The organism is Alteromonas sp. CH_MED4-4 (assembly GCF_037029575.1).
In the GTDB taxonomy this organism is placed as follows: Bacteria; Pseudomonadota; Gammaproteobacteria; order Enterobacterales; family Alteromonadaceae; genus Alteromonas; species Alteromonas macleodii.
This window is the reverse complement of sequence record NZ_JAYMEU010000008.1, coordinates 133,273-149,074: the sequence shown is the minus strand read 5'-3', so window position 1 is coordinate 149,074 and position 15,802 is coordinate 133,273. Positions and strand designations below refer to the sequence as shown.

At 44.6% G+C, this 15,802-nt stretch carries 16 protein-coding genes and 4 tRNA genes; 6 read left to right on the top strand and 14 right to left on the bottom strand.

The annotated features are described in order from the left end of the window. Nucleotides 1–2: 2 nt before the first annotated feature. From WA381_RS07895 to lolB, 13 genes are all read right to left on the bottom strand, one after another. Nucleotides 3–78, bottom strand: a tRNA-Gln gene (locus WA381_RS07895). 4 nt (nucleotides 79–82) lie between these two features. After that, nucleotides 83–167, bottom strand: a tRNA-Leu gene (locus tag WA381_RS07890). 35 nt (nucleotides 168–202) lie between these two features. After that, nucleotides 203–279, bottom strand: a tRNA-Met gene (locus WA381_RS07885). Nucleotides 280–450: 171 nt separating this feature from the next. Beyond that, a complete protein-coding gene (locus WA381_RS07880) occupies nucleotides 451–1,446 on the bottom strand; it encodes a peptidylprolyl isomerase (protein ID WP_156086189.1) in 996 nt (331 codons plus the stop codon). A gap of 124 nt (nucleotides 1,447–1,570) precedes the next feature. Next, nucleotides 1,571–2,662 (bottom strand): redox-regulated ATPase YchF, encoded by a 1,092-nt coding sequence (ychF, locus tag WA381_RS07875; protein ID WP_156086190.1) that lies wholly within the window; start codon nucleotides 2,660–2,662, stop codon nucleotides 1,571–1,573. A gap of 41 nt (nucleotides 2,663–2,703) precedes the next feature. Further along, the gene (gene pth, locus WA381_RS07870; protein ID WP_014949010.1) at nucleotides 2,704–3,285 is read right to left on the bottom strand and encodes an aminoacyl-tRNA hydrolase; all 582 of its coding nucleotides are present in this window, start codon (nucleotides 3,283–3,285) and stop codon (nucleotides 2,704–2,706) included. A 5-nt stretch (nucleotides 3,286–3,290) separates the two neighbouring features. Beyond that, the gene (locus tag WA381_RS07865) at nucleotides 3,291–3,923 is read right to left on the bottom strand and encodes a 50S ribosomal protein L25/general stress protein Ctc (RefSeq protein ID WP_014976150.1); all 633 of its coding nucleotides are present in this window, start codon (nucleotides 3,921–3,923) and stop codon (nucleotides 3,291–3,293) included. Nucleotides 3,924–4,288: 365 nt separating this feature from the next. Next, nucleotides 4,289–5,290, bottom strand: coding sequence for an NADPH-dependent aldehyde reductase Ahr (gene ahr / locus WA381_RS07860; RefSeq protein WP_014978887.1), 1,002 nt, complete (start codon nucleotides 5,288–5,290; stop codon nucleotides 4,289–4,291). 124 nt (nucleotides 5,291–5,414) lie between these two features. After that, nucleotides 5,415–5,897, bottom strand: coding sequence for a hypothetical protein (locus WA381_RS07855; protein ID WP_061485392.1), 483 nt, complete (start codon nucleotides 5,895–5,897; stop codon nucleotides 5,415–5,417). Between the two features lie 255 nt (nucleotides 5,898–6,152). Then, nucleotides 6,153–7,100: a ribose-phosphate pyrophosphokinase gene (locus WA381_RS07850; RefSeq protein WP_014949014.1), complete on the bottom strand. Its 948-nt coding sequence runs from the start codon at nucleotides 7,098–7,100 to the stop codon at nucleotides 6,153–6,155. 33 nt (nucleotides 7,101–7,133) lie between these two features. Beyond that, nucleotides 7,134–7,209: transfer RNA gene (locus WA381_RS07845), tRNA-Gln, on the bottom strand. Nucleotides 7,210–7,242: 33 nt separating this feature from the next. Continuing rightward, entirely contained in the window at nucleotides 7,243–8,109 is an 867-nt protein-coding gene (gene ispE, locus WA381_RS07840) for a 4-(cytidine 5'-diphospho)-2-C-methyl-D-erythritol kinase (RefSeq protein WP_156086191.1), read from the bottom strand. Next, nucleotides 8,109–8,735: a lipoprotein insertase outer membrane protein LolB gene (gene lolB / locus WA381_RS07835; RefSeq protein ID WP_014976154.1), complete on the bottom strand. Its 627-nt coding sequence runs from the start codon at nucleotides 8,733–8,735 to the stop codon at nucleotides 8,109–8,111. The genes ispE and lolB overlap by 1 nt, the downstream gene beginning before the upstream one ends. 131 nt (nucleotides 8,736–8,866) lie before the next feature. Between lolB and hemA the strand changes: the two genes are divergently transcribed. From hemA to kdsA, 6 genes are all read left to right on the top strand, one after another. Further along, nucleotides 8,867–10,141 carry a glutamyl-tRNA reductase gene (hemA, locus tag WA381_RS07830; RefSeq protein WP_014949017.1) on the top strand — a complete coding sequence of 425 codons (1,275 nt, stop codon included), beginning with the start codon at nucleotides 8,867–8,869 and terminating at the stop codon, nucleotides 10,139–10,141. Nucleotides 10,142–10,156: 15 nt separating this feature from the next. Next, nucleotides 10,157–11,242 carry a peptide chain release factor 1 gene (gene prfA / locus WA381_RS07825; protein WP_014949018.1) on the top strand — a complete coding sequence of 362 codons (1,086 nt, stop codon included), beginning with the start codon at nucleotides 10,157–10,159 and terminating at the stop codon, nucleotides 11,240–11,242. 36 nt (nucleotides 11,243–11,278) lie between these two features. Beyond that, nucleotides 11,279–12,118 carry a peptide chain release factor N(5)-glutamine methyltransferase gene (gene prmC / locus WA381_RS07820; protein WP_156086192.1) on the top strand — a complete coding sequence of 280 codons (840 nt, stop codon included), beginning with the start codon at nucleotides 11,279–11,281 and terminating at the stop codon, nucleotides 12,116–12,118. 153 nt (nucleotides 12,119–12,271) lie between these two features. Then, nucleotides 12,272–13,834: a response regulator gene (locus WA381_RS07815; RefSeq protein WP_014949020.1), complete on the top strand. Its 1,563-nt coding sequence runs from the start codon at nucleotides 12,272–12,274 to the stop codon at nucleotides 13,832–13,834. Between the two features lie 232 nt (nucleotides 13,835–14,066). After that, nucleotides 14,067–14,438, top strand: a complete 372-nt coding sequence (locus tag WA381_RS07810) for a SirB2 family protein (protein ID WP_014949021.1) — start codon at nucleotides 14,067–14,069, stop codon at nucleotides 14,436–14,438. 20 nt (nucleotides 14,439–14,458) lie between these two features. Next, the gene (gene kdsA / locus WA381_RS07805) at nucleotides 14,459–15,313 is read left to right on the top strand and encodes a 3-deoxy-8-phosphooctulonate synthase (RefSeq protein WP_014949022.1); all 855 of its coding nucleotides are present in this window, start codon (nucleotides 14,459–14,461) and stop codon (nucleotides 15,311–15,313) included. Between the two features lie 62 nt (nucleotides 15,314–15,375). Here kdsA and WA381_RS07800 read toward each other — a convergent pair whose 3' ends face one another. After that, the gene (locus tag WA381_RS07800; RefSeq protein WP_014949023.1) at nucleotides 15,376–15,654 is read right to left on the bottom strand and encodes a hypothetical protein; all 279 of its coding nucleotides are present in this window, start codon (nucleotides 15,652–15,654) and stop codon (nucleotides 15,376–15,378) included. Nucleotides 15,655–15,802 lie beyond the last annotated feature (148 nt).

Here is a 15,802-nt window from a genome sequence, read left to right as displayed (position 1 = left end):
AATGGCTGGGGTAACAGGACTCGAACCTATGAATGGCGGGATCAAAACCCGCTGCCTTACCAACTTGGCTATACCCCAGTCGTGGTGCGGAAGGAGAGACTTGAACTCTCACGCCGTGAAGCACTGGAACCTAAATCCAGCGTGTCTACCAATTCCACCACTTCCGCGCAGCTAGACTTTCCTAAAAGAGATAAGTGAGAATTGGTGGCTACGGCGAGATTCGAACTTGCGACCCCATCATTATGAGTGATGTGCTCTAACCAACTGAGCTACGTAGCCTTGCTATTCTCTTCCCTCTAGGGAAGTGGCGCGTATTATGCGTATATGACTGGCAACCGTCAACCCCTTTTTTACTAACTTTTTTTAAATGCTCATTAAGTGTGCGCATTAGGGCGAAATACGCACAAAAAGCGGTGAAATTGAACAACTTGCACGAAATAAGCTAGCTATTTACCACGCTTTGTTACTGGTTTTTGTTTGGTAATAACATACGTCAATAGGGCGCGGGCCATACGTATTGTCATGAAAAAACGGGTTATCTAAGTTTCTTCCTGTGTTTGCCCGTTTTTTATATTCTTCATGATGCGGCGTTTGTAAGAAATAAGGTGCCGCGTTGTTTGCATGCACAAAAGCCTGCTTAATTTTGCTTTCTTGCGTTATATCATCTAGAACGCCACCTCTGTCCATATTTCCTCGCGGCAACTTTTGAAGCACATCCATACCGTGCAATACGCGACCCACGACCGACATATTTCTGTCTAAGTGTCGTGGTGCTTGCCCAATCACAATATAAAACTCCGTACTGGCTGTATCTTTCTCGCTATTGCGAGCAAACGCCACAACACCTGGGCAATGAAGTCCCCACATTTCTTTTCGGCTTTGATCAATGCCTACTGGAAAGCCATCTAAAAATCCGGTGTTAGGCGCAAACATATCCTGATTCTCAACCACGTTTACATTGCTATTAAGCGGTTGCGTAAATTCAGCGTTAATAGGTTTAAGCAGATTCGGCGGAAATTGTGATGCGTCATGCGTATCGTTGCTGCCTGCCTGTGCCACAAACCCGTCTACTACACGATAAAATGCTTGTTCGTTATAAAAGCCTGCGTCTATTAAACTCTTAAACCTGGCCACATGTTTCGGCGCAAGGGCAGGGTGAAGCGCAATAACCACATCACCATACGCTGTTTTAAACGTCACAGTATTACTGTGACGTACTTGATACCAACTGGCGGTGTTACTCGCTATTGCTGTTGTCTTTTCAACAGCATCTCTACTGATTTGTGAATTCACAGGGTTAGTTTGGGGGTCACTGGCAAAAGAAAAATTAGCCAGGCTTAACAAGCACAACGCTTTAATTGAGGTTCTTAATACAGAAAACCGTTTGGCGTGCTGTGATTTGCTGCAAGTTAAAGGGTGCGAAGCGCAAAGCTGATTAATAGTCATTACAAAAGCCGTTAATTTTTTATTAGTTATATCAGGCCTATGTGCGCTTCACAATTATTCGCTAGAAACAAAAAAGCCACCTTGCGGTGGCTTTAGTAAACAGTGCTAATTTCTACAATAGAAATTACACGTTAAAGCGGAAGTGAATAACGTCACCGTCTTTAACAATATAGTCTTTACCTTCTAAACGCCATTTGCCTGCGTCTTTCGCACCTTGCTCGCCATTGAACTCAACGAAGTGATCGTAGCCTACGATTTCAGCGCGAATGAAGCCTTTTTCGAAGTCGGTGTGAATTTTACCTGCCGCTTGTGGTGCAGTTGAGCCTTCAGGGAAGGTCCACGCACGTACTTCTTTTACGCCTGCAGTAAAATAGGTTTGTAGCGTAAGAAGACTGTAACCCGCACGAATTACGCGGTTAAGACCTGGTTCTTCTAGACCCATGTCTTGCATAAACTCTTCGCGTTCGTCGTCTTCAAGCTCAGCAATATCAGACTCGATTGCCGCGCACACTGCAACTACAGTGGCATTTTCGCCTGCTGCAATTTCTTTAACCTGATCAAGGTACGGGTTGTTTTCAAAACCGTCTTCATTCACGTTTGCAATGTACATGGTTGGCTTAAGGGTAAGCATGTTCATGTAGCTGATTGCCGCAAGCTCTTCTTTAGTCAGCTCAAGTGAACGTAGTAACAAGCCCTCGTCTAGGTGCGGCTTAATCTTTTCAAGCACTTTCATTTCGTACTTAGCTTCAGCATCGCCACCTTTTGCGCGCTTAGCAACACGGTGAAGTGCTTTTTCTGTTGTTTCTAAGTCGGCAAGTGCAAGCTCGGTGTTGATAACATCGATATCGTCTTTAGGGCTAACGCGACCTGCAACGTGAACAATGTTCTCATCATCAAAACAGCGTACTACGTGACCAATAGCGTCAGTCTCACGGATGTTAGCAAGGAATTTGTTTCCTAAACCTTCACCTTTAGAAGCACCTTCAACCAAGCCAGCAATATCTACGAATTCCATGGTAGTAGGAATAACGCGCTGAGGCTTTACGATTTCAGCCAACTTGTCCAAACGAAGATCTGGCACAGGAACAACACCTGTGTTTGGCTCGATGGTACAAAACGGGAAGTTTGCCGCTTCAATACCTGCTTTAGTTAATGCATTGAAAAGTGTTGATTTACCTACGTTTGGTAGGCCAACAATACCGCATTTAAAACCCATGGTATGGATCCTTAGTTTGGAAAAGTGATAACTGGCTAGGTTTACCCTTTGTGCGAGTGTAACCTGTTTTGTGCTTGCTTAAGGTCTTCTTTCAGCAAAATTTCTGTACAGCGTACCGCTTCATCGATGGCACTTTCAATGGCTGCTTTTTCTTCTGCTGGTGGTTTTCCAAGAACATGGCCGGTAACGCGGCTTTTATGACCTGGATGACCAATACCTATGCGCAAACGCAAAAAATTCTTGTTGTTACCCATTTTAGCCACAATGTCACGTACGCCATTTTGACTAGAGCTTCCGCCCACTTTGTATTTTGCAACACCTGGGGGTAAATCTAACTCGTCAAACGCTACTAATATTTGTTCTGGTTCTATGCGGTAAAAGTTAGCCAGTGCTGCTACGGCTTGTCCACTTTTATTCATAAAGGTAGTGGGGTAGAGCAAACGGATATCTTTGCCTGCAACTGTAATGCGAGCAGTTTTACCGAAGAATTTGGTTTCTGGTTTTAGCGGGGCGTTGTAGGTGTCGGCTAGTTGGTTGAGAAACCATTCACCGGCATTGTGTCGGGTATTTTCATATTCGGGGCCTGGATTACCCAGACCCACGATAAGGCGGATATCAGCCAAGAGGGTTATTCCTCAGAAGCTGCTTCTTCGCCGTCTTCTTCTGCGTCAGCCGCTTTAGGAGCAGGCTTAACAGTTACAACCGCTAGGTCGTGAGCTTCGTCGTTCTTCGCAAGTTCTACTGAAGAAACGCCAGCTGGAAGAGTTAGGTCAGAAAGGTGTAGCGTTTGACCCATTTCAACACCAGCCATATCTACTTCGATGAACTCAGGAAGGTTCTTAGGTAGACAAGTAACTTCGATTTCAGTTACGTGGTGCTCAGCAATACCGCCAGCTTTAACAGCTGCAGATTTTTCTTCATTTACGAAGTGAAGTGGTACGTTAGTGTGAACGTCTTGACCAGCGATTACACGTTGGAAGTCAATGTGTGTGATCTTTGGCTTGAACGGGTGACGTTGCATATCTTTAACTAGAACTTCAACAACTTTACCGTCAAGGTTAATCTCAAGAACGTGAGAATAAAACGCTTCAAAGTCAGCAGAGTTGTTTACTTTGTTATGATCTAGTGTGATAGAAACTGGTGCTTCTTCACCACCGTAGATGATACCAGGAAGCTTATCTTCGCGACGTAGGCGGCGGCTCGCACCTTTCCCTAGGTCTGTACGAACAGAAGCGTCTAGTTTGAAATTTGCTTCAGACATTGTCTGTCTCCAAAAATATAAGTCTAATGATGTGGATTTTTGCGACCAAAACCCACGGTAAAATGATGTGAATTACGTTTAAAAATAACTTTTTATGCGCAATAAAACACCAGCCCAAAATTCAAGGGCGGCGAATTCTAACACCACCTACCAAAACATACAATTACAAAGGCAGATAAAATATCCAACCAAGCTAATGCAAGTATTTGCGTTATTCACAATAAAAGAAGCGCACCTTGGCGCGCTTCTATCATATTTATAGAAAAAAGCACTTTGCTAAGACTAACTTGACCGTTAATGTCTCTTTCCTATGGCTTCACAAGGTCAACAGGCCTTGGGAACATAGCAACTTTTTACACAAGCGTTTACTTCGTCAGCACCACTCTGTAATGGGCTTTACCTTCTCTTAATCGCGCAATTGCCTCATTTACGTCATCAAACTTGAAGGTTTCGGTCACAGGTTCAATATTGTGGTGTGCAGCGAAATCTAGCATGGTCTTAATGGTCGCGGGGCTTCCCACTGGCGAACCTGACACACTTTTCTGACCACCAATTAAGTTAAACGCACCAATATCTAGAGGTTCAAGGGTGGCGCCTACAAAGTGAAGCCGGCCTTTCGGTGCCAATGTAGATAGGTACAAGTTCCAGTCTAGCTTTACATTTACGGTTGAAATAATTAAGTCAAACCGACCGCGCGCTTTTTTAATCTCATCTTCATCACGGCTATTAATTGTATCTGATGCACCTAGCTCTAGCGCTTCCTTCTTCTTAGATTCGCTTGAAGTGAACGCTACTACCTTACATCCCCATGCATTTAAAAACTGCAGGGCAAGATGACCCAGGCCGCCAATACCAACTACACCCACTTCACTGGTAGGACTAATACCAAACTGGACTAATGGGTTGAAGACGGTAATACCTCCGCAAAAAAGAGGGCCTGCCTTTGTGCTATCGATAGCATCGGGAAGGGGAATAACGGCACGTGCTTGGGCGCGCACTTTATCTGCAAATCCACCGTGACGACCACCTATGGTCATCGTAGCATCGGCACACAGGTTATGATCGCCTTCTTCGCAGGTTCTACAACTATTACAGTAGCCTGAATGCCAGCCTAAACCGACACGCTGTCCCACCTTAAGTGACGTTACATGTTCACCTATTTGGCTAATTGTGCCGACAACCTCGTGACCAGGCACAAAGGGATATTCTGTCATGCCCCATTCATTATCGAGCATGCTTAGGTCGCTGTGGCAGATACCACAGCTTTCAACGTCTATTTCAACGTCATGTGAGCCAAGCTTACCGGGGTCGTATTGAAACTTTTCCAGTTTTCCACCCGCTTCTTTAGCGGCATATGCATTTATCATCAATAACCGTCCTTTTAAGTGTTGCAGTGCAACATTCACGCGTACGCAAAAATTCTATAATTGCTAAATCGCTAGCTTAATTACCTTTATGAGTAATTTGCTACACGCAAAGCTATATTCGCGATCATTGTGTTTGCAGGTTATCAATGACTTTACTGGTATCGAGTACTTTAACGCTTGATACTTGAAGTACCGTACCGAATTGCGTAAAGGTCATCATATCAGGTTTAGGCGTACCTTTAACTTCCACAACAAGGCCGTTCTTTTGATAAGTTTCATCTAAACCATGTAGCGTATAGCGATCGCCGTTTTCAGCAATAAAAGCATAAAAACCGCCTTCGAGATCTTTATAAATAATACTGCCCTTCATGGTGACTTCACCTTTTGCATTATCTTCTACGGCTTCAGCCTGAGTAACTGGTTCGGCTACCAGTTCCTTGGGCATAGACGCCTTATCGTTAGCTTGAACTGTGGAAGATTTGTCTTTCATTTCAGTTCCTTGTTTCTCAAGATCTGCTTGTTTCACTGAGTCGTCATCTCCAGAGCAGCCTGCTGTATTTAAAAGGGCAGCAATTACTGCAACAAGGCATAGTGTTTTTGTTTTCATTTTATGTCCTTAATATTAGTTTTAACGCACAACAATTCTTAACGTTAAACCTAAAATTGATGAAAAGAAAGTCACATTAACGAGTCGGAAAACGGCAATAAAGTATATTTAAGGCGTAAACGGAATGTGTTTGGCTTGATGTACTGTTCTTATTCTTAAGGCGATGTTCGCTTTCAAAGAAAAAAGAAAGGTAAAAAAAGAGCCGGCGCCACTTACATGGGCCAGCTCTTTGGTAGGAGTAACAATATTTAAATTTTAGTATTCAAACATTGCTGAAATAGACTCTTCGTTGCTGATACGACGAATAGTTTCTGCAAGCATCTCAGATAAAGTAAGCTGTTTTACTTTTCCAATTTGCTTCATCTCTGCACTTAATGGGATAGAGTCGGTAACGATAATTTCGTCAATAACAGACTCTTTAAGATTGTTTGCAGCGTTGCCTGAAAAGATAGCGTGAGTCGCGTAAGCATAAACACGGCGCGCGCCATGTGCTTTAAGTGCTTCGGCTGCTTTTGCAAGCGTACCGCCTGTATCAATCATGTCATCGACAATGATGCAGTCTCTGTCTTTTACGTCACCAATGATGTTCATTACCTGAGCCACGTTCGCTTTAGGGCGACGCTTATCGATAATGGCAAGGTCGGTGTCGTTAAGTAGTTTCGCAGTAGCACGTGCACGTACAACTCCGCCAATGTCAGGAGAAACGACTACAGGGTCGGCAAAATCACGTCTTACCATGTCAGCAAGAAGGATAGGAGTACCGAATGCGTTATCCACCGGAACATCAAAGAAACCTTGAATCTGTTCGGCGTGTAGGTCGATAGTAAGTACGCGGTCAACACCAACGTTAGACAGGAAGTCAGCCACTACTTTCGCAGTAATTGGCACCCTAGCTGAACGAACACGACGGTCTTGGCGTGCATAACCAAAGTAAGGAATTACTGCTGTAATACGACCAGCTGATGCGCGACGTAGTGCGTCGATCATCACAATAAGTTCCATAAGGTTATCGTTAGTAGGCGCACACGTAGACTGGATAATAAAAACGTCCGAGCCACGGACGTTTTCATGAATTTCTACGCTGATTTCACCGTCACTGAAACGGCCAACTTTGGCATTTCCAAGTTTGGTGTAGAGGCGATCGGCAACTTTCTGGGCAAGTTCTGGTACGGCATTACCTGCAAAGAGCTTCATATCTGGCACAAGTGGTTCCTCAGTGCGTTGATAAAAGAGGTTTGGCTGGGGTAGCAGGACTCGAACCTACGAATGGCGGGATCAAAACCCGCTGCCTTACCAACTTGGCTATACCCCAATTTTTAAGTTCTTGTCCGATGTGGCGTACACGCTATCTTTGTTGTTCTAATTTGTCTAATAGTGGTGAGCGATTCACACCTTTTGCGACAAAACTCTGCCAAGCTTCAGGCATTTGAGCCCTAACTTGTTCGGCTAAAGTGTAGTCAGAAAAAGTGGCAAACACGCATGCACCTGTGCCCGTCATTCGCGACGGTGCGTAGTGTACCAACCACTGTAATAATTTTGCAACTTCAGGATAGCGATTCGCGACTAATTGCTGACAATCATTCCAAGTTTTTTCAAATTTATAGTCTTCCCAACGTATCGCTGGTGTATTTCTGGGCAAATCGGGCGAGGTGAACACTTCGGCTGTGCTGACATGAACATTTGGGTTCGCTACAAGAAAATACTGTTCTTTTTGGGGAGCTGGCGTTATGTCTTCTCCAACGCCTCCTGCAAATGCCGTTAGACCTCGCACAAAAATAGGTACGTCAGCGCCTAAAGCTAGCCCGAGCTCAGCCAGTTCATCTTCACTTAGCCCTGTGTTCCAAAGGTGATTAAGCGCCACTAACGTGGTTGCTGCATTCGATGATCCCCCGCCAATGCCGCCACCCATAGGAAGGCGCTTGTCTAACGAAATAACGGTACCTTTATTACATTTTGTTTTTGTTGCCAGCAGTCGCGCTGCTTTTACAATTAAATTGTCATCGTCTGGCACACCATCAAGAGGTGTTTCCATGCGAATGGCTGTGTCGTCTGTACTTATGTCAAAGGCGAGTGCATCGCCGTAATCCAGCATTTGAAACAGACTTTGAAGCTGGTGATAGCCGTTGTCGTAGCGGCCAAGTATATGCAAGAAAAGATTCAGTTTAGCGGGGGAAGGCCACCAATCTTTATGTTCTGAAACAGATGAGTTCACTACAGAGTCCACTGATAAATTTTAATTTTAAGCTGAGTATTAGGCATGTCCGGCGTTTCATTCTGGGTAAGCGTTATGCTGTGAGGCAACCATACAGATGTGCCATCATCTAGCTTAACACTACCGTAATTACCGTAAGCAACTTGCCAATTGCGGCAACCTTGGCAATAGCTTTCAAGGGTATTAACCAATCCTTTTTCAGTTAGGGTAAATTTATCACCGTCTAGCGGTAAGCCTTTTACCCAAGACAATAGTGATTCCACCGGAATGACCATTCCCGTAATCTGATAAATAAGTGGTTCTGGTAAAGCATCTACATACGTTTCACCGTCAGCCTCTAATACCGACTGCTGCTGGGTAACGTTAAGGTTAACCAGACTTACCCCTAAAAAATTGGTTAATCGAAAATCAAAATCACCGGAATCGTTTTTCCAGACTAAATTAAGGCTGGCCGCTTCTTTTCCTTGGCGAAATGCAATTTTTCCGCGCATTTGCCACTGATGTACTTCAGCGACTTTTTCAAGTTGAGCCGTGAGGTTTACCGCGTTTTCTGGGCCTTTGGGAGCGGTTGTGCATGCGCTCAGTACGAAGCAGAGAAACAACAGTAGGGAAATAAAGCGAATCATTAAGGCGCGTTACCTGTATAAAAATAAAACACATTTAATTGTGACATTATGGGAACACAGTTTCACCAACACTTTCAATCATTTTGGGTTTTTCGTACAATGCCGCTCCGACGTTGCCAGCACAGATTTTAATGACTTTACTCGCCCTCGGTATTAACCACAAAACAGCACCAGTAGCACTTCGCGAAAAAGTGGCCTTTACACCAGATTCTCTGGTGGAAGCGCTTGCGAGTTTAAAAAAACTGGAAGGGGTAGATGAGTCTGTCATTGTATCGACCTGTAACCGCACTGAACTATACGTCAATACTCAAGACGACACCGGCCAAAAGCTTCTACAATGGTTAAGTGACTTCCATCACTTGGATGTAGAAGAGATTGCCAATAACAGCTATGTGCTCGCGCAGGATGAAGCGGTAAAGCACATTATGCGTGTAGCCAGCGGACTTGATTCACTGATTTTGGGAGAACCTCAAATCTTAGGTCAGGTGAAGCAGGCGTTTGGTGATGCAAAACACTCAGGTATGGTGAGCAGCGAATTTGATAAGCTGTTTCAACATACGTTTTCGGTGGCGAAGCGAGTTCGCAGTGAAACAGATATAGGTGCAAACGCGGTAAGCGTGGCTTATGCAGCTGTTCAGTTGGCCAAGCATATATTCGCTGAACTACCAAAACGTTCAGTGTTATTAGTGGGAGCTGGCGAAACCATTGAACTTGTGGCTCAGCATTTGAAAGAGCAGGGCGTGAGCTGTTTGGCGGTGGCGAATAGAACCGTAGCGCGAGCAGAAGCCTTAGCTGAAACACTAGATGCGAGTGTGTTTACCTTATCGCAGGTGCCAGAGCACTTAAAAGACTTTGATATCGTGATAAGCTCTACTGCTAGCCAACTGCCCTTAATTGGTAAGGGTATGGTGGAGAAAGCCCTTAAACAGCGCAAAAATATGCCGATGTTTTTGGTGGACCTTGCGGTACCACGAGATATTGAGTCAGAGGTTAACGAGCTAGGCGATGCCTATCTTTATACTGTTGATGACCTGCAGCATATTGTCCAGAAGAATTTAGAAAACCGCGAGCAAGCAGCAAAAGAAGCGGAAAAGCTCATCGACAAACAAGCTGGCGACTACATGACATGGAAGCAGTCGCAGCAATCGATAGATTTAGTAAGACAGTATCGCCAAAAAGGCATGGCACAGCGTGACGATATTGTGGAAAAAGCCAAAGCGCAATTAGCGGAAGGTAAAAATGCCGAAACGGTATTAGAAGAAATGGCGTATAAATTAACCAATACGCTATTGCACCCAACAACTTTAGCGTTACGCGAGGCTGCCATGCACGATGACCCGGCATTGAGCCGATGGATGGGACAGGCATTAGATTTATCTGACTTTTCGTCAGACGATAATAAATAAGGTAATAAGAAGCATATGAAAGAGTCGGTAGTTAGGAAACTCGAACACTTAGTCGAGCGTTTCGAAGAAGTTCAGGCGTTGTTAGGCGACCCTGGAGTTATCGGCGATCAGGATAAGTTTCGCAACTTGTCAAAAGAGTTCAGTCAGCTAGAAGATGTAGTGGCAGGCTTTAATGCTTATCAGCAAGCACAAGAAAACTTGGCTTCAGCGCAGGAAATGCTGAATGAAGACGACGCCGAAATGCGCGAGATGGCGCAGGAAGAGATGAAAGATGCCAAGGCGGAAATTGAGCGCCTTGAAACTGAACTTCAGGTGCTACTTCTGCCAAAAGATCCTAACGATGATAACAACTGTTTCTTGGAAATTCGCGCTGGTGCGGGTGGTGACGAAGCGGCAATATTCGCAGGTGACTTGTTCCGCATGTACAGCCGTTATGCCGAAAGTCGTGGCTGGCGTGTAGAGTTGGTTAACGCCAATGAAGGTGAGCACGGCGGTTATAAAGAAGTCATTGCGAATGTTAGCGGCGATGGCGTGTACGGCGTATTGAAATTCGAGTCGGGCGGTCACCGCGTACAGCGTGTACCAGAAACCGAATCACAAGGCCGTATCCATACCTCGGCATGTACCGTGGCGGTATTACCAGAAATTCCAGAGTCGCAGGCAATTGAAATTAACCCTGCAGAGCTTCGCATCGATACCTTCCGTGCATCAGGTGCGGGTGGTCAGCACGTTAACAAAACCGACTCGGCGATTCGTATTACTCACTTGCCAACAGGCTTGGTAGTGGAATGTCAGGACGAGCGTTCACAGCACAAAAACCGTGCGAAAGCGATGTCGGTACTTCAAGCGCGCTTAAATCAGATTGAAGAGGAGAAGCGAGCAGCAGAAGAGGCTTCTACTCGTAAGAGCCTAGTCGGTAGCGGTGACCGCTCTGAGCGAATTCGTACTTATAACTTCCCGCAGGGACGTGTAACCGACCACCGTATCAACCTGACTATTTATCGTTTAGACGAAGTGGTGGAAGGTGACCTTAAGCAGCTTATCGACCCAATTTTGCAAGAGCATCAGGCCGATCTGCTGGCCTCTCTTTCTGACGAATAACGCTGTCTTGTTACACAAACTGTTTATAGAAAAACAATGCGCATAGACAACGCCTTAACATGGGCTGCTGAGCAACTAGAGGGTGGGGAGTCACCCTCTGTTGATGCCAAAGTCATGTTGGCGAACATTCTAGGTAAGTCACAAACTTACCTATTCACATGGCCTGATAAAACCTTGGATGCAGCCCAAAAAGCGCAGTTTGAAGCGGATGTGGCCAAGCGTAAACGGGGTGAGCCCGTGGCGTATATTATCGGCAAGCGTGATTTCTGGACCCTGTCACTGTTTACCTCGCCAGATACCTTAATTCCACGACCGGATACTGAAGTATTGGTTGAGCAGGTGCTCAATTGGGCAAATCAACACTCCTCTGCATCCTTATCTATCTGTGATTTGGGAACAGGTACGGGCGCCATTGCGATGGCATTAGCGAGCGAACTGCCAGAAGCATCCGTTACTGGCGTAGACTACCAAGAGGGGGCGGTGAACCTTGCTACCCGCAATGCTCAAGCTAATAGCATAGCCAATGCGCATTTTGTGCAAAGTGACTGGTTTAGTGCGCTGGCAGGTCAAACCTTCGACATTATTGTTTCAAACCCACCTTACATAGAAGAATCCAGTCCATACCTTAATGAGGGCGACGTGCGTTTTGAACCTAAAACAGCATTAACCTCGGGCACTGACGGCCTAGACGACATAAAACACATCATCAATAGCGCGCCGCAATATCTCAATAAAGGTGCCTTACTTGCATTCGAACACGGCTTTGACCAAGGGGCTGCGGTTAACGCTTTGCTCGTAGATGCGGGATTTGTAGACGTCAAAACTGTTAAAGATTACGGCAACAATGACCGTGTAACACTAGGACAGTGGCAGTAGTTTTCAACCTCCAAAGAAGTTATCTTTCCTGTAGTTATCAAAATTTAATTGCAAACTTGCTAATATTTTGTTTTACATTAGTATCTATTAAGCGGTTGTAAGACCTCAAAAAGCACTAAGTTAAACAATCTCTTACACTACAGGACGTACCAGATGAATGATGACTTTCTTTTCGCAGAAGATGACGATGAAAATGAAGTAGATGATCTGGGTAGCTGGAAAGTACTCATTGTTGATGATGAACCCGAAGTACACGCCGTTACCAAGCTGGCGCTAAATGACTTTAGTTTAAATGGCAAAACCCTTGAGTTTGTTAGTGCCTATAGCGGAGAGGAAGCGAAGGCCATTTTCAAAACCCATGATGATATCGCCGTTGTGTTACTTGATGTTGTTATGGAGACTGATGACGCCGGTCTTAAAGTGGCGGAGTATGTTCGTAACGAATTAGACAATCATTTCACGCGTATTATTTTGCGTACTGGACAACCTGGCCAAGCCCCTGAAAAAGATGTCATCATTAATTACGACATCAACGACTACAAGTCGAAAACCGAACTGACCGCGCAAAAACTCTTTACTGTTATCATTGCAGCGCTCCGCTCATATCGAGATATTATCGTTATCGAAGAAAATAGACGCGGCCTTGAAAAAATTATAGATGCATCTGTGGATTTATTTTCCTCCCGTTCCCTCGAAAAGTTCATGCAGGGCATCATTCAACAGTTGGCGTCTATTCTGGGCTGTTCAAAGGATGCAGCCTACATTACTACAGCGGTGGCAACCACATCGCGTACTATTAATACCAGCAACAACAAACTGGGTGACGACGAACTATATGTTTTTGCTGGCAACGGTGAGTACGCCAGTAAGGAAGGTGTGCCTTTAAAAGACGCGATTAGCGCACAAGAATATGCCCTGTGCGCAAGAGCCATGCGCGATAAGCAAATTGTTTATGCAGAAGATCACGTTGTGGCTTATTGCAACAGTAAAAGCCACAATGGCGCACTCTTGTACTTGTCAGGATTACCGAGACGAATAGGGGAAAGTGATCGTCATCTGGTAAAACGCTTTTCAGACAGTGTTCAGCTTGCTTTTGACAATGTACTTAAGACCGTTGATGTTGAAGCGACGCAGAAAGAAATAATTGAGCGTTTAGGTCGAGCGTTAGAGCATGAGTCAAATGCATCAAATAATCTCACAAGAATGGTTGAAATGGCGCAACTGTTGGCAGAAAAGGTTGGGCTGAACGAGCAAGACATCCACGCATTACGCCTTGCCGTGCCACTCCATGATATTGGGACGTCTATAGTGCCTAAATCTATTTTGCACAAAACGACGCCGTTAACCGAAGAGGAAGTATTTAAAATACGTCAGCATGCTGAATTTGGTTACCAGATTTTGCGAGATTCAAGCCGGCCCACTATCCAACTTGCAGCAATGTTAGCAAAGCAGCATCACGAACGCTGGGATGGAAAGGGATATCCAGACGGGCTTAAAGGCGAAGAAATTGATATAAAAAGCCGTATTGCCACGTTAGTTGATGTGTTTGATGCACTGTTAAACGCAAGGCCGTATAAGCCAGCGTGGACAATTGATAAGGTTGAAGCCGTATTGAAAGAGGAAAGTGGCAAGCACTTCGACCCTGATTTAGTTCAGTGTATGCTAAATGACCTTCCGGCCTTTATGGCAATTCAAGCTCAATTCCCTGACGCATAATGATTTATTTCTCCGTTATTTACGTACTGTAATACGTTACAATAACAGCCTCTAAACAGGCGCCATAATTAAAACGAAGGCAGGTGCTACATGCACCTGTTTTTTTGAGTCTGCTACTCGTATTCTGAGTCTGTTGAATTTTGCATTGCTGTAAAACTAAATCGGCTCAATTAACACCTGTGTTAAAGTAACCAGAAGCAGCCTTACTATCTAATAAGAACAGGAACACATTATGTACATGATGGCTAAACACCTTCACATGACCGCCGTTGGCTTGAGCATATTATTTTTTGTCTTTCGCTTTATATGGAGTCAATTCGACGCTACAGCACTTAGCAAAAAATGGGTTAAAATTCTCCCTCATATCATTGATACCGTGCTATTAGCCAGCGCTATTTGGCTATGCATTATTTTGTCTCAATATCCTTTAGTTAATGCATGGCTCACATTTAAAGTTGTGGGCGTGGTGCTGTACATAGTGTTTGGATTGTTTGCATTGAAAAAAGCCAAAACAGCGTTAGGCAAATGGAGCTTTTTCGTAGCAGCGCTTGTTGTGCTTATGGCAACGGCTATGGTTGCTGTAACCAAACAACCTCTTTTTTAAGATTTAATTGGAAATAGATAATGTCTGAATCTCAACAGATTATTAATGTAGGTAACGTTGACGTTGCCAACCACTTGCCGTTTGTTCTGTTCGGTGGAATGAACGTCCTTGAGTCTCGCGATCTCGCTATGCGTATCGCAGAACACTATGTTGAAGTAACGCAAAAGCTCAATATTCCGTACGTTTTTAAAGCCTCGTTTGATAAAGCGAACCGTTCATCTGTGACTTCTTACCGTGGGCCTGGCATGGAAGAAGGGTTGCGTATTTTTGAAGAAATTAAGTCGACCTTTAACGTTCCGCTTATCACTGATGTGCACGAACCGCACCAAGCAGCTCCCGTAGCAGAGGTGGTGGATGTTATTCAACTGCCTGCTTTCTTGGCGCGCCAAACCGACCTTGTGGTTGCAATGGCAAAAACCGGTAGCGTTATCAATGTGAAAAAGCCTCAATTCTTAGCACCGCATGAAATGCGTCACATCATAGGAAAACTAGGCGAAGCGGGGAACGATAAGGTTATTCTTTGTGAGCGTGGTAGCTGCTTTGGATATAACAATTTAGTTGTGGATATGCTTGGCATGGACGCAATGAAAGAATATGCCCCAGTAATATTTGATGCGACTCACGCACTTCAAATGCCGGGTGGCCGTGCGACGTCTGCAGATGGTCGTAGAGCGCAAGCTGCACAGTTGGCCAGAAGCGGTATGGCATTGGGTTTGGCAGGGCTATTTATAGAAGCGCATCCTAACCCTGATGAAGCACTATGTGATGGGCCTTGCGCACTGCCATTGGCAAAATTAGAGCCTTACTTGCAGCAGATGAAAGCACTAGATGAATTGGTGAAAGGTTTTGACGCGTTAGATACAAGTAATACCTAAGCTAGTATTTGATGGCGTATGCCGGTGCAAGCACCGGCATGCGTATCAGGTGTGTGAGTTGCTTATTCCGCTTCAGAAACGTTTACGCGCTCTTCACCTTTTGTCATTGCTAATAAGTTCTTGTGAAGCTGAACTTGCGTCTCTTCAGCTAAAATCGCTTTAGACTGCTTTTTCACAACAATGTGCGCATCGTTTTCTGGCAGTACTTCGGCCATTTTTACGCTGGTCATTGCTGTGTTGATTAACGATTGTAGATTGATCTTTTCTGGTTGTGCGTTAGCATTTGCAGCAGCGCTTACAAAAGCCATTACAGAAACACTAGCTAAAAGTAATTTTTTCATTTTCACACCTAATAAAAATAATTAAATAATTGTTGATGAATGTTAAAATGTTTAACAAATGTTCATCATAAAATGCTGAAATTAAATGTTCTTTTTTAATTTCGGGTAAATTATAGTCAGTGGGTGGTGAAAAATAAAACGAGTAAAA

What these genes read in the sequence shown, in the direction of transcription:
- WA381_RS07855 (WP_061485392.1), bottom strand. Translation starts at nt 5,897, where the DNA reads ATGAAAACAAAAACACTATGCCTTGTTGCAGTAATTGCTGCCCTTTTA.
- ychF (WP_156086190.1), bottom strand. Translation starts at nt 2,662, where the DNA reads ATGGGTTTTAAATGCGGTATTGTTGGCCTACCAAACGTAGGTAAATCA.
- WA381_RS07815 (WP_014949020.1), top strand. Translation starts at nt 12,272, where the DNA reads ATGAATGATGACTTTCTTTTCGCAGAAGATGACGATGAAAATGAAGTA.
- lolB (WP_014976154.1), bottom strand. Translation starts at nt 8,735, where the DNA reads ATGATTCGCTTTATTTCCCTACTGTTGTTTCTCTGCTTCGTACTGAGC.
- WA381_RS07810 (WP_014949021.1), top strand. Translation starts at nt 14,067, where the DNA reads ATGTACATGATGGCTAAACACCTTCACATGACCGCCGTTGGCTTGAGC.
- kdsA (WP_014949022.1), top strand. Translation starts at nt 14,459, where the DNA reads ATGTCTGAATCTCAACAGATTATTAATGTAGGTAACGTTGACGTTGCC.
- WA381_RS07880 (WP_156086189.1), bottom strand. Translation starts at nt 1,446, where the DNA reads ATGACTATTAATCAGCTTTGCGCTTCGCACCCTTTAACTTGCAGCAAA.
- prmC (WP_156086192.1), top strand. Translation starts at nt 11,279, where the DNA reads ATGCGCATAGACAACGCCTTAACATGGGCTGCTGAGCAACTAGAGGGT.
- ahr (WP_014978887.1), bottom strand. Translation starts at nt 5,290, where the DNA reads ATGATAAATGCATATGCCGCTAAAGAAGCGGGTGGAAAACTGGAAAAG.
- WA381_RS07865 (WP_014976150.1), bottom strand. Translation starts at nt 3,923, where the DNA reads ATGTCTGAAGCAAATTTCAAACTAGACGCTTCTGTTCGTACAGACCTA.
- hemA (WP_014949017.1), top strand. Translation starts at nt 8,867, where the DNA reads ATGACTTTACTCGCCCTCGGTATTAACCACAAAACAGCACCAGTAGCA.
- WA381_RS07800 (WP_014949023.1), bottom strand. Translation starts at nt 15,654, where the DNA reads ATGAAAAAATTACTTTTAGCTAGTGTTTCTGTAATGGCTTTTGTAAGC.
- prfA (WP_014949018.1), top strand. Translation starts at nt 10,157, where the DNA reads ATGAAAGAGTCGGTAGTTAGGAAACTCGAACACTTAGTCGAGCGTTTC.